Source organism: Kitasatospora sp. NBC_01246 (assembly GCF_036226505.1).
Taxonomy (GTDB): domain Bacteria; phylum Actinomycetota; class Actinomycetes; order Streptomycetales; family Streptomycetaceae; genus Kitasatospora.
The window spans coordinates 4,999,357-5,011,782 of sequence record NZ_CP108484.1; the positions used below are offsets into that span (position 1 = coordinate 4,999,357).

Sequence of the window (12,426 nt, forward strand, 5' to 3'; positions counted from 1 at the left end):
ATGGGAATCGAGGAGAAGCTGCCGAGCGGCTTTCTGCTCACGAGTGTGGAGACGGCCGCGGGCTGGGTGCGCAAGGCGTCGCTCTTCCCGGCCACCTTCGGACTCGCCTGCTGCGCGATCGAGATGATGACCACCGGGGCCGGCCGCTACGACCTGGCCCGGTTCGGGATGGAGGTCTTCCGGGGCTCCCCCCGGCAGGCCGACCTGATGATCGTGGCAGGCCGGGTGAGCCAGAAGATGGCGCCGGTGCTGCGCCAGGTGTACGACCAGATGCCCAACCCGAAGTGGGTCATCTCGATGGGGGTCTGCGCCTCCTCGGGCGGGATGTTCAACAACTACGCGATCGTGCAGGGCGTCGACCACATCGTCCCGGTGGACATCTACCTCCCCGGATGTCCGCCCCGCCCGGAGATGCTGCTGGACGCCATCCTGAAGCTCCACGACAAGATCCAGCACGAGCCGCTGGGCGCGAACCGGCGCCGGGCCGAGGAGCTGGGCGAGGCACTGGCCCTCACGGCCACCCCGGTGAGCGAGATGCGGGGGCAGCTGCGATGAGCGACCAGGTACCCGGAACCCGCAGCGACCCGGAGCAGCCGCGCCGGGAGATCCCCGTCGAGGTGGTCGGCCGGCGCCAGGGCATGTTCGGCGCCCAGGGCAGCGGCGACACCTCCGGCTTCGGCGGGCTCAACACCACGGTCGTCCTGCCGTCCGCGAGCGAACGCCCCTACGGCGGCTGGTTCGACGAGGTCGCGGACGAGCTGGAGGGCGCGCTGGAGGAGCAGGGCCTCGACCCGGCGGACGTGATCGAGAAGACCGTCGTCGACCGCGCCGAGCTCACCTTCCACATCGCCCGCGAACACCTGCTGCGGACGGTGCGCATCCTGCGCGACGACCCCGCGCTCCGCTTCGAGCTCTGCCTCGGCGTGAGCGGCGTGCACCACCCCGGCGACCGGGGGCGGGAACTGCACGCGGTCTACCACCTGCGGTCGATCACCCACGGCCGGCTGATCAGGGTGGAGGTCAGCGCGCCGGACGCCGATCCGCGGATCCCGTCGGTGGTCACCGTCTACCCGACCAACGACTGGCACGAGCGCGAGGCCTACGACTTCTTCGGCCTGGTCTTCGAGGGCCACCCCGCGCTCACCCGGATCATGATGCCGGACGACTGGCTGGGCCACCCGCAGCGCAAGGACTACCCGCTCGGCGGCATCCCCGTCGAGTACAAGGGCGCCCAGATCCCGGCACCCGACCAGCGGAGGTCGTACAGCTGATGAGTACTCGGCACTACGAAGAGGCGGCGGCCGGCGAGGCCGCCCACGCCGGCGCCCGCGAGACCACCGAGGGCCGGGTCTTCACCGTCACCGGGGGCGACTGGGGCGAGGTGGTCGAAGCCGTCGGCCGGGCCGACGACGAGCGCATCATCGTCAACATGGGCCCCCAACACCCCTCCACCCACGGGGTGCTGCGGCTGATCCTGGAGATCGACGGCGAGACAGTGAAGGAGGCCCGCTGCGGCATCGGCTACCTCCACACCGGCATCGAGAAGAACATGGAGTTCCGCAGCTGGGTCCAGGGCACCACCTTCGTGACCCGGATGGACTACCTGACGCCGCTGTTCAACGAGACCGCGTACTGCCTCGCGGTCGAGAAGCTGCTCGGCATCACCGACGACGTCCCGGACCGGGCCAGCGTCATCCGCGTCCTGATGATGGAGCTCAACCGGATCTCCTCGCACCTGGTCTGCCTGGCCACCGGCGGCATGGAGATCGGCTCCACCACGCTGATGATCTACGGCTTCCGGGACCGCGAACTCATCCTGGACGTCTTCGAGCTGGTCACCGGCCTGCGGATGAACCACGCGTACGTCCGTCCCGGCGGCCTCGCCCAGGACCTCCCGCCCGGCGCCGTCGACCAGATCCACGAGGCGGTGAAGACCCTCCGCTCGCGGATGCACGAGTACGACAAGCTCGCCACCGGCAACCCGGTGTTCAAGGCCCGGCTGGTCGACGTCGGCTTCCTCGACCTGGCCGGCTGCCTGGCCCTCGGCGCCACCGGCCCGATCCTGCGCGCCACCGGCCTGCCGAACGACCTGCGCAAGAGCGACCCGTACTGCGGCTACGAGGACTACGACTTCGAGGTCGCGACCGCCGACAGCGCCGACTCCTACGGCCGGTTCCTGATCCGGCTGGAGGAGATGCGCCAGTCGCTGCGGATCGTCGAGCAGTGCCTGGAGCGGCTGCGCCCCGGCCCGGTCATGGTGGCCGACAAGAAGATCGCCTGGCCGGCCCAGCTGGCCGTCGGCCCGGACGGCATGGGCAACTCGCTCGACCACATCCGCAAGATCATGGGCACCTCGATGGAAGCCCTGATCCACCACTTCAAGCTGGTCACCGAGGGCTTCCGGGTCCCGGCCGGCCAGGCGTACACGGCGGTCGAGTCGCCCAAGGGCGAGCTGGGCGTGCACGTGGTCAGCGACGGCGGCACGCGCCCGTACCGGGTGCACTTCCGGGACCCGTCGTTCACCAATCTGCAGTCGATGGCGGCGATGTGCGAGGGCGGCCAGGTCGCCGACGTGATCGTCGCGGTGGCCGGGATCGACCCGGTGATGGGAGGCGTGGACCGGTGACAGACGTCCAGTTGGGGATGCCGGCACTGCCGGCCAGGCCGTACCCCGAGGAGGTGCGTGCCCGCCTCGCCGCCGACGCGGAGGAGCTGATCGGCCGCTACCCGGTGGCCCGGTCCGCACTGCTGCCGCTGCTGCACCTGGTGCAGGCCGAGGAGGGCTTCGTCAGCACGACCGGCATCCGGTTCTGCGCCGAGCAGTTGGACCTCACCACCGCCGAGGTCACCGCCGTCGCGACCTTCTACACCATGTACCGGCGCCGGCCGGCCGGGAAGTACCACGTCGGGGTCTGCACCAACACCCTGTGCGCGGTGCTCGGCGGCGACCAGATCTTCGACGAGCTCCAGCAGCACCTCGGGGTCGGCAACAACGAGACCACCGAGGACGGCGAGATCTCGATCGAGCACATCGAGTGCAACGCCGCCTGCGACTACGCCCCCGTGGTGATGGTGAACTGGGAGTTCTTCGACGACCAGACCCCGGAGAGCGCCCGGCGGCTGGTCGACGACCTGCGGGCCGGCCGGGAGGTCCACCCCACCCGCGGCGCCCGGCTCTGCAGCTTCAAGGAGTCCGCCCGCATCCTGGCCGGCTTCCCCGACGAGCGCCCCGGCGCCGTCGACGAGTCCGGTGCCGGCGGCGCGCCCTCGCTGGCCGGCCTGCGCCTCGCCAAGGGCGAGGCCCTGCCCGGGACCGGTGGCACCCGGGTCGTCTCGCCCCGTCACGAAGGGACCGAAGCGTGATGACCTCCGCCGAGCCGGCCGAGAAGTTGCTCACCCCCGTGCTCTCCGCGTCCTGGGACGACAGCCGCCCCTGGACGCTCGCCACCTACCGCCGCCACGCGGGGTACGAGGGGCTGAAGGCCGCCCTCGCGATGCCCCCGGACGACGTGATCGCGCTGGTCAAGGACTCCGGGCTGCGCGGTCGCGGCGGCGCCGGCTTCCCCACCGGCATGAAGTGGCAGTTCATCCCGCAGAACGACGGCAAGCCGCACTACCTGGTGGTCAACGCGGACGAGTCCGAGCCGGGCACCTGCAAGGACATCCCGCTGCTGTTCGCCAACCCGCACGCGCTGATCGAGGGCATGATCATCGCCTCCTACGCGATCCGCTGCGACCACGCGTTCATCTACCTGCGCGGCGAGGTCGTCCCGGTGCTGCGCCGGCTCCAGGCCGCGGTCGCCGAGGCGTACGGGGCCGGGCTGCTCGGCAAGAACATCCTGGGCTCCGGCACCGACCTCGACATCACCGTGCACGCCGGCGCCGGCGCCTACATCTGCGGCGAGGAGACGGCCCTGCTGGACTCGCTGGAGGGGCGCCGCGGCCAGCCCCGGCTGCGCCCGCCGTTCCCGGCGATCGCCGGCCTCTACGCCTGCCCGACGGTGGTCAACAACGTCGAGTCGATCGCCTCGGTGCCGCCGATCCTGGCCCGCGGCAAGGAGTGGTTCAAGAGCCTGGGCACCGAGAAGTCCCCCGGCTTCACGCTCTACTCGCTCTCCGGCCACGTCACCAACCCCGGCCAGTACGAGGCCCCGCTCGGCGTCACGCTGCGCCAGCTGCTGGAGATCAGCGGCGGCGTCCGGACCGGGCACCGGCTGAAGTTCTGGACCCCGGGCGGCTCCTCCACCCCGATGTTCACCGACGAGCACCTCGACGTCCCGCTCGACTACGAGGGCGTCGGCGCGGCCGGCTCGATGCTCGGCACCAAGGCCCTCCAGGTCTTCGACGAGACCACCTGCGTGGTCCGGGCCGTCACCCGCTGGACGGAGTTCTACGCCCACGAGTCCTGCGGAAAGTGCACGCCCTGCCGCGAGGGGACGTACTGGCTCGTCCAGCTGCTCAAGCGGATCGAGGCCGGCGAGGGCGTCGACGGCGACCTGGAGAAGCTGCTCGACATCGCCGACAACATCAACGGCAAGTCCTTCTGCGCGCTGGGGGACGGCGCGGCCAGCCCGATCGTCTCCTCGCTCCAGCACTTCCGGGCCGAGTACGAGCAGCACCTGGCCGAGCGCCGCTGCCCGTTCGACCCGGCCGCCTCCACCGTCTGGGCCGACGGCCCCCGCCCCGGCCACCAGTCCGCCACCGAAAGGGAGGTGCACGCGTGACGATCACAGAACCAGCCACCTCCAAGGCCGCGGTCGACCTGGTCACGCTCACCATCGACGGCATCGAAGTGCAGGTCCCCAAGGGGACGTTGGTGATCCGGGCGGCCGAGCAGATCGGCACCCAGATCCCGCGCTTCTGCGACCACCCGCTGCTCGACCCGGCCGGCGCCTGCCGGCAGTGCATCGTCGAGATCGAGGGGCAGCGCAAGCCCGTCGCCTCCTGCACCATCCCGGTCGCCGAGGGCATGGTGGTCCGCACGCAGGTCAGCTCGCCGGTCGCCGAGAAGGCCCAGCGCGGCGTGATGGAACTGCTGCTGATCAACCACCCGCTGGACTGCCCGGTCTGCGACAAGGGCGGCGAGTGCCCGCTGCAGAACCAGGCGATGTCCACCGGGGACACCGACTCCCGCTTCGAGGGGATGAAGCGGACGTACCAGAAGCCGGTGCCGATCAGCACCCAGGTGCTGCTGGACCGCGAACGCTGCGTGCTCTGCGCCCGCTGCACCCGCTTCTCGCAGCAGATCGCCGGGGACCCCTTCATCGACCTGGTCGAACGCGGCGCCCTCCAGCAGGTCGGCACCGGCGCGGGGGACGACTTCGAGTCGTACTTCTCCGGCAACACCATCCAGATCTGCCCGGTCGGCGCGCTCACCTCGGCGGCTTATCGTTTCCGCTCGCGCCCGTTCGACCTGGTCTCCTCGCCGAGCGTCTGCGAGCACTGCTCCTCCGGCTGCGCACAGCGCACCGACCACCGGCGCGGCAAGGTGCTGCGGCGCCTCGCCGGCGAGGACCCGGCGGTCAACGAGGAGTGGAACTGCGACAAGGGCCGGTTCGCCTTCCGCTACGCGCAGCAGCGCGACCGGCTCGCCACCCCGCTGGTCCGCGACCCGGCGACGGGTGAACTCGTCGCCGCCTCCTGGCCGGAGGCGCTGGCCCGGGCCGCCGAGGGGCTGCGCGGCGCCCGCGCCGGAGTGCTCACCGGCGGCCGGGTCACCGTCGAGGACGCCTACGCCTACGCCAAGTTCGCCCGGGTGGTGCTCGGCACCAACGACGTGGACTTCCGGGCCCGCCCGCACAGCGGTGAGGAGGCGGACTTCCTGGCCGCCGCCGTCGCCGGCCGGGGCACCGACCTCGGCCCGGGCGGCGTCGACTACGAGCAACTGGAGGCCGCCCCGGCGGTGCTGCTCGCGGGCTTCGAGCCCGAGGAGGAGTCGCCGATCGTCTTCCTGCGGCTGCGCAAGGCCACCCGGGCCACCGGCCTCAAGGTGTTCTCGATCGCCGCCTACGGCTCCCGGGGCCTGGGCAAGCTGCGCGGCGCCCTGCTGCCGGCCGCCCCCGGCACCGAGGCCGAGTGGCTCGGCGCCCTCGCCGCCGACGAGCCGCTGAACGACGACGCGGGCCGCGCCGCCGAACTGCTCCGCACCCCCGGCGCCGTCATCCTGGCCGGCGAGCGGCTGGCCGCCGCCCCCGGCGCGCTGACCGCCGCGCTGCGCCTCGCGCACGCCACCGGCGCCCGGCTCGCCTGGATCCCGCGCCGGGCCGGCGAACGCGGCGCCGTCGAGGCCGGCGCGCTGCCCGGGCTGCTGCCCGGCGGCCGCCCGGTCGCCGCCCCGGCCGCCCGGGCCGAGGCCGCCGCCGCCTGGGGCGTGGCCGAACTCCCCGCCCGGCTCGGCCGGGACACCGACCAGATCCTCGCGGCCGCAGCCCACGGCGACCTGGACGCGCTGCTGGTCGGCGGCGTCGACCCGGACGACCTGCCGGACCCGGTGCTCGCCGAGGAGGCGCTGGCCACCGCGCGGTTCGTGGTCTCGCTGGAGCTGCGCCCGTCCGCCGTCACCGCCGTGGCCGACGTCGTCCTGCCGGTCGCCGCGGTGGCCGAGAAGGCCGGGACCTTCCTGGACTGGGAGGGCCGGGTGCGGATGTTCGAGGCCGCGCTCAAGCCCGACCAGCAGATGGGCCGGCACCTGTACCCGGACCTGCGGGTGCTGAACATGCTGGCGGACGCGCTGGGCCACCGGCTTGGCCTGCCCGACGTCCGGGCCGCCCGGCTGGAGCTGGACCGCTTCGAGCCGTGGACCGGCGACCACCCGGCCGCCCCCGCCGCGCACCCCGGACTGCTGCCCCGGCCGGCCACCGGCCAGGCGGTGCTCGCCGGCTGGCGCCAGCTGCTGGACAACGGCTCGCTCCAGCAGGGCGACCCGCACCTGGCCGGCACCCGGCACCCGGCGGTCGCCCGGATCTCACCGGCCACCGCCGAGGAGGTCGGCGCCACCGGGGTGCCCGCCGCGGCGCTGCGCCCGGCCCTGCGGCTGACCGGCCCGGCCGGGTCGCTCACCCTGCCGCTGGAGATCACCAAGGACATCCCGGACCGGACGGTCTGGATCCCGCTCAACTCCACCCCGGGCGGCGCCCACCGCGCCCTGGGCACCGCCGTGGGCCACCTGGTCACGATCGCGGCCGACACGATCGCCGTCGCCACCGCGGACGCCACCCCGGACGCCGGTGCCGACGCCGGTGCGGAGCCCCCGGCGACCACCGGCGCGGCGACGGCCGGCACCCCGACCACCGCCCCGACCGCCCCGACCGCCGAGGGGGAGCACCGATGAACCTCGCCGCGTACGAGACCCTGGGCTTCTTCGGCCGCGACCCCTGGTGGCTGGTCCTGCTCAAGGCCGTCTTCTGCTTCGCGTTCCTGGTCGGCACGGTGCTGATCGCGATCGTCTGGGAGCGCAAGGTGGTGGCCTGGATGCAGCTGCGCATCGGCCCCAACCGGCACGGCCCCTGGGGCATGCTGCAGTCGCTCGCCGACGGCGTGAAGCTGGCGCTCAAGGAAGACCTGGTGGTCAAGGGCGCCGACAAGGTGGTCTACATCCTGGCCCCGATCGTCTGCGCCATCCCCGCGTTCATGGCCTTCGCGGTGATCCCCTTCGGCCCGGCCGGCGACGAGGTGTCGGTCTTCGGCACCCGCACCCCGCTGCAGCTGACGGACTTCCCGGTGGCGCTGCTGTACATCCTGGCCACCGCCTCGGTGGGGATCTACGGCATCGTGCTGGCCGGCTGGTCCTCCGGCTCGACCTACCCGCTGCTCGGCGGGCTGCGCTCCTCGGCGCAGATGATCAGCTACGAGATCGCGATGGGCCTGTCCTTCGCGGCGGTGTTCATCTACTCGGGGTCGATGTCCACCTCGGAGATCGTCTCCTCGCAGCAGCCGACCTGGTTCGCGGTGCTGCTGCCTGTCTCCTTCATCGTCTACATCATCGCCATGGTCGGCGAGACCAACCGGGCGCCGTTCGACCTCCCGGAGGCCGAGGGCGAGCTGGTCGGCGGCTTCAACACCGAGTACTCCTCGCTGAAGTTCGCGATGTTCATGCTGGCCGAGTACGTCAACATGGTCACCGTCTCGGCCGTCGCCTCCACGCTCTTCCTGGGCGGCTGGCGGGCGCCCTGGCCGGTCTCCACCTTCTGGGAGGGGGCCAACCACGGCTGGTGGCCGATGCTCTGGATCACGCTGAAGATCCAGCTGCTGCTCTTCTTCTTCATCTGGCTGCGCGGCACGCTGCCCCGGCTTCGCTACGACCAGTTCATGAAGCTCGGCTGGAAGGTCCTGATCCCGGTCTCGCTGGTCTGGCTGGTCATGGTGGCCAGCGTCCGGGCGCTGCGCAACGAGGGCTACGACTTCGGCGAGGTGGTGCTGTACGTCGGTGCGCCGGCCGGCGCCGTCCTGCTGCTGGCCCTGCTCCGGGACACCCTGAAGAAGGGGCCCGAACCGGCCGGCCCGGAGGCCGAGGGCGCGCCGCCCGGCGGCGAGTTCGACCCGATGGCCGGCGGCTACCCGGTGCCCCCGCTGCCCGGCCAGCAGCTCCCGCCGGTCCCGCGCCGGCCCAGCCGCGCCCCGAAGCAACTCCAGGACGCCCTCAACGGGTCCGACCATTCCGAAGGGAGCTGACCGCGATGTCGTCCGACCAGAACGACAGGACCGACAAGCCGTCCGTCCTCGGGCCGGCCGCCGGCTTCGGCGTGACCTTCAAGGCCATGTTCAAGAAGCGGCTCACCGAGCAGTACCCGGAGCAGAAGAAGCCCACCGCTCCGCGTTTCCACGGCCGCCACCAGCTGAACCGGCACCCGGACGGCCTGGAGAAGTGCGTCGGCTGCGAGCTCTGCGCCTGGGCCTGCCCGGCCGACGCGATCTACGTGGAGGGCGCCGACAACCGCGAGGACGAGCGCTACTCGCCGGGTGAGCGGTACGGGGCGGTCTACCAGATCAACTACGCCCGCTGCATCCTCTGCGGCCTCTGCATCGAGGCCTGCCCGACCCGCGCGCTCACCATGACCAATGAGTACGAACTCGCGGACTCCTCGCGCCAGGACCTCATCTTCACCAAGGACCAGCTGCTGGTCGGCCTCTCCGAAGGCATGGTCGACAGCCCGCACTCGATCTTCCCGGGCGCCGACGAAGGCGCCTACTACCGGGGCGAGATCACTGCGGCGGCGCCCGGGACGGTCCAGCAGGAGAGCACCGACCGGGACAAGGAGGCCCAGCAGTGACCGCCCTGAACCTCGCCGGGCACGGCGCGGCCCTCGCCGCCACCGGGACGGCCTCCACCGGTGAGGCCGTCCAGTTCTGGGTGCTCGCGGTGATCGCCGTCGGCGGCGCGCTCGGCATGCTGCTGATGAAGAAGGCCGTGCACAGCGCGCTCTGCCTGGCCGCCACCATGCTCGCCCTGGCGGTCTGTTACATGGCCCAGGGCGCGGTCTTCCTGGGCGTGGTACAGATCGTCGTCTACACCGGCGCGATCATGATGCTCTTCCTGTTCGTGGTGATGCTGGTCGGTGTCACCAGCGCGGACTCGCTGAAGGAGCAGCTGAAGGGCCAGCGGTTCGCCGCCGTCCTGTGCGGGCTCGGGTTCGGCGTGCTGCTGGTGGCCGGCATCGCCAACGCCAGGCTGGACACCTTCACCGGCCTCACCGAGGCCAACGCCGAGGGCAACGTCCAGGGCCTGGCCCGGCTGATCTTCACCAAGTACGTCTGGGCCTTCGAGGTCACCGGCGCGCTGCTGATCACCGCCGCGATCGGCGCCATGGTGCTGACCCACCGCGAGCACGTGACGGCCCCGAAGACCCAGCGCGAGCTGGCCGCCCAGCGGGTCAAGGACAACATCCAGCTGCCGCCGCTGCCCGCGCCGGGCGTCTACGCCCGGCACAACGCGGTCGACGTCCCGGGCCTGTTGCCGGACGGCACCGTCGCCGAGGACTCGGTGATGGGGACCCTGCGCGACCGCGGCCAGATCCGCGACGTCAGCCAGGAGATGCTGCGGCGGATGGCCGAGCTGGAGAACACCACCGCCGACTGGCTGGGCCGCCCGTCGTCCGAGCGCCCGCCGGTCGCCGGCCCGCGCAAGGAGCTGGAGCCGGTCCCGCACGACCGGCCGGCGTCGGCCGGCCACGACGAGGAGGGCGCGGAGTGAATCCGGTCAACTACCTCTATCTCTCCGCCCTGTTGTTCACCATCGGCGCCTCCGGCGTGCTCATCCGGCGGAACGCGATCGTGCTGTTCATGTGCGTGGAGCTGATGCTCAACGCCTCGAACCTGGCCCTGGTCACGTTCTCCCGGCTGCACGGCAACCTGGACGGCCAGATCATCGCGTTCTTCACCATGGTGGTCGCGGCGGCCGAAGTAGTGGTCGGTCTCGCCATCATCGTGTCCATCTTCCGGACCAGGCACTCGGCTTCGGTCGATGACAGCAACCTGATGAAGCTGTAGGCGGAGGGCCTTCGGTGAACTCTCTCATTCCGCTGCTGGTGGCAGCGCCGCTGGCCGGCGCCGCCCTGCTGCTCCTCGGTGGCCGCCGCTTCGACCGGTTCGGTCACTGGCTGGCCACCGCTCTGGCCGCGCTCTCGTTCGGCTTCGGGCTCGCGCTGTTCTCGGAGCTGCTGGGCCGCGAGGCCGAGGACCGCTCGATCACCGAGCACCTGTTCAGCTGGATCCCGGTCAACGGGTTCCAGGCCGACGTCGCGTTCCAACTCGACCAGCTCTCGATCACCTTCGTCCTGCTGATCACCGGTGTGGGCACGCTGATCCACCTCTACTCGGTGGGGTACATGGCGCACGACGAGCGCCGGCGCCGCTTCTTCGCGTACCTGAACCTCTTCCTGGCGGCCATGCTGCTGCTGGTGCTCGCCGACAACTACCTGCTGCTGTACGTCGGCTGGGAGGGCGTCGGGCTCGCCTCGTACCTGCTGATCGGCTTCTGGCAGCACAAGCCGAGCGCCGCGACGGCCGCCAAGAAGGCGTTCATCGTCAACCGGGTCGGCGACATGGGCCTCTCCATCGCGATCATGCTGATGTTCGTGGAGTTCGGCTCCTTCGCCTTCGGCCCGATCCTCGGCACCGAGGGCGCGGCCGGTGCGGCCGGCCAGGCCAGTGAGGGCAAGCTGACCGCCATCGGGCTGATGCTGCTGCTGGCGGCCTGCGGCAAGTCCGCCCAGGTCCCGCTGCAGTCCTGGCTCGGAGACGCCATGGAGGGCCCGACCCCGGTCTCGGCCCTGATCCACGCGGCCACCATGGTGACCGCCGGCGTCTACCTGATCACCCGCTCCGGTGCCATCTTCAACCTGGCGCCGGACGCCCAGACCGCCGTGGTGGTGGTCGGCGCGGTCACCCTGCTGTTCGGGGCGATCGTCGGTTGCGCCAAGGACGACATCAAGAAGGCGCTGGCCGGCTCGACGATGTCGCAGATCGGCTACATGATCCTGGCGGCGGGCCTCGGCCCGATCGGCTACGCCTTCGCGATCATGCACCTGGTGACCCACGGCTTCTTCAAGGCCGGGCTCTTCCTCGGCGCCGGGTCGGTCATGCACGGCATGAACGACGAGGTGAACATGCGGCACTACGGCGGCCTGCGCAAGTACATGCCGATCACCTTCGCCACCTTCGGCCTCGGCTACCTGGCCATCATCGGGTTCCCCGGCCTGTCCGGCTTCTTCTCCAAGGACAAGATCATCGAAGCGGCCTTCGCCAAGGGCGGCACGGAGGGCTGGATCCTCGGCCTCTGCACCTTGGTCGGCGCCGCGATCACCGCGTTCTACATGACCCGGGTGATGATCCTGACCTTCTTCGGCGAGAAGCGCTGGCAGCCGGACGCGGACGGCAACGACCCGCACCCGCACGAGTCGCCCAGGACCATGACCATCCCGATGATCGTGCTCGCGTTCGGCTCGGTCTTCGCCGGCGGACTGTTCGCCCTGAACAGTTCCTTCGTCACCTGGCTGGAGCCGGTCACCGGGCACTCCGAGGGGGACTCCCCGCTCAGCCCGCTGGTGGTCACCCTGCTCACCATGGTCTGCATGCTGGCCGGTGTCGCGCTGTCGTACCTGATGTACGGCCGCTCCACCGTCCCCGTGGTGCCGCCGGTCGGCTCCCCGCTCACCCGGGCGGCCCGCCGGGACCTCCTCCAGGACGACTTCAACCACGCCGTCCTGGTGCGCCCCGGGTCCGCGCTCGCCGCGGCGCTGGTCTACTTCGACAGCCGCGGTCTGGACGGCTTCGTCAACGGCCTGGCCGCCACCATCGGCGGGATCTCCGGCCGGCTGCGGCGGATCCAGAACGGCTACGTCCGCACCTACGCACTCTCCATGTTCGGCGGCACGCTGGTGCTGGTCGCCACGACTCTCCTGATGAGGTCCGTCTGATGGACAGGGATTA

10 protein-coding genes and 1 pseudogene are annotated in these 12,426 nt (G+C 71.4%); all 11 read left to right on the forward strand.

Features of this window, described 5'->3' with window-relative positions; genetic code table 11:
- The 11 genes and pseudogenes from OG618_RS21930 to nuoL all read left to right on the forward strand — a co-directional run bounded on the left by OG618_RS21930 (position 1) and on the right by nuoL (position 12,413).
- The gene (locus tag OG618_RS21930; protein ID WP_329489235.1) at positions 1-555 is read left to right on the forward strand and encodes a NuoB/complex I 20 kDa subunit family protein; all 555 of its coding nucleotides are present in this window, start codon (positions 1-3) and stop codon (positions 553-555) included.
- Positions 552-1,271, forward strand: coding sequence for an NADH-quinone oxidoreductase subunit C (locus OG618_RS21935; protein WP_329489236.1), 720 nt, complete (start codon positions 552-554; stop codon positions 1,269-1,271). Before OG618_RS21930 ends, OG618_RS21935 begins: the two co-directional genes overlap by 4 nt.
- Positions 1,271-2,626, forward strand: a complete 1,356-nt coding sequence (locus OG618_RS21940; protein ID WP_329489237.1) for an NADH-quinone oxidoreductase subunit D — start codon at positions 1,271-1,273, stop codon at positions 2,624-2,626. Before OG618_RS21935 ends, OG618_RS21940 begins: the two co-directional genes overlap by 1 nt.
- Positions 2,623-3,363 (forward strand): NADH-quinone oxidoreductase subunit NuoE, encoded by a 741-nt coding sequence (nuoE, locus tag OG618_RS21945; RefSeq protein WP_329489238.1) that lies wholly within the window; start codon positions 2,623-2,625, stop codon positions 3,361-3,363. Before OG618_RS21940 ends, nuoE begins: the two co-directional genes overlap by 4 nt.
- Positions 3,363-4,724, forward strand: coding sequence for an NADH-quinone oxidoreductase subunit NuoF (gene nuoF / locus OG618_RS21950; protein WP_329489239.1), 1,362 nt, complete (start codon positions 3,363-3,365; stop codon positions 4,722-4,724). The genes nuoE and nuoF overlap by 1 nt, the downstream gene beginning before the upstream one ends.
- Positions 4,721-7,177 (forward strand): annotated as a pseudogene (locus OG618_RS21955) (NADH-quinone oxidoreductase subunit G); the annotation flags it as partial. The gene nuoF and the pseudogene OG618_RS21955, both read left to right, overlap by 4 nt.
- A gap of 149 nt (positions 7,178-7,326) precedes the next feature.
- A complete protein-coding gene (nuoH, locus tag OG618_RS21960; RefSeq protein ID WP_329489241.1) occupies positions 7,327-8,670 on the forward strand; it encodes an NADH-quinone oxidoreductase subunit NuoH in 1,344 nt (447 codons plus the stop codon).
- Between the two features lie 5 nt (positions 8,671-8,675).
- Entirely contained in the window at positions 8,676-9,269 is a 594-nt protein-coding gene (gene nuoI, locus OG618_RS21965; RefSeq protein WP_329489242.1) for an NADH-quinone oxidoreductase subunit NuoI, read from the forward strand.
- Complete coding sequence (locus OG618_RS21970) at positions 9,266-10,189, forward strand: NADH-quinone oxidoreductase subunit J (protein ID WP_442906843.1); 924 nt, start codon at positions 9,266-9,268, stop codon at positions 10,187-10,189. The genes nuoI and OG618_RS21970 overlap by 4 nt, the downstream gene beginning before the upstream one ends.
- Positions 10,186-10,485, forward strand: coding sequence for an NADH-quinone oxidoreductase subunit NuoK (nuoK, locus tag OG618_RS21975; RefSeq protein ID WP_209412994.1), 300 nt, complete (start codon positions 10,186-10,188; stop codon positions 10,483-10,485). The genes OG618_RS21970 and nuoK overlap by 4 nt, the downstream gene beginning before the upstream one ends.
- 14 nt (positions 10,486-10,499) lie before the next feature.
- Positions 10,500-12,413, forward strand: coding sequence for an NADH-quinone oxidoreductase subunit L (gene nuoL / locus OG618_RS21980; protein WP_329489244.1), 1,914 nt, complete (start codon positions 10,500-10,502; stop codon positions 12,411-12,413).
- Positions 12,414-12,426: the final 13 nt, after the last annotated feature.

Excerpts from the sequence above, each read along its gene's own strand:
- OG618_RS21930 (WP_329489235.1), top strand. The coding sequence starts at position 1 with ATGGGAATCGAGGAGAAGCTGCCGAGCGGCTTTCTGCTCACGAGTGTG.
- OG618_RS21940 (WP_329489237.1), top strand. The coding sequence starts at position 1,271 with ATGAGTACTCGGCACTACGAAGAGGCGGCGGCCGGCGAGGCCGCCCAC.
- nuoH (WP_329489241.1), top strand. The coding sequence starts at position 7,327 with ATGAACCTCGCCGCGTACGAGACCCTGGGCTTCTTCGGCCGCGACCCC.
- nuoF (WP_329489239.1), top strand. The coding sequence starts at position 3,363 with ATGACCTCCGCCGAGCCGGCCGAGAAGTTGCTCACCCCCGTGCTCTCC.
- OG618_RS21935 (WP_329489236.1), top strand. The coding sequence starts at position 552 with ATGAGCGACCAGGTACCCGGAACCCGCAGCGACCCGGAGCAGCCGCGC.
- nuoI (WP_329489242.1), top strand. The coding sequence starts at position 8,676 with ATGTCGTCCGACCAGAACGACAGGACCGACAAGCCGTCCGTCCTCGGG.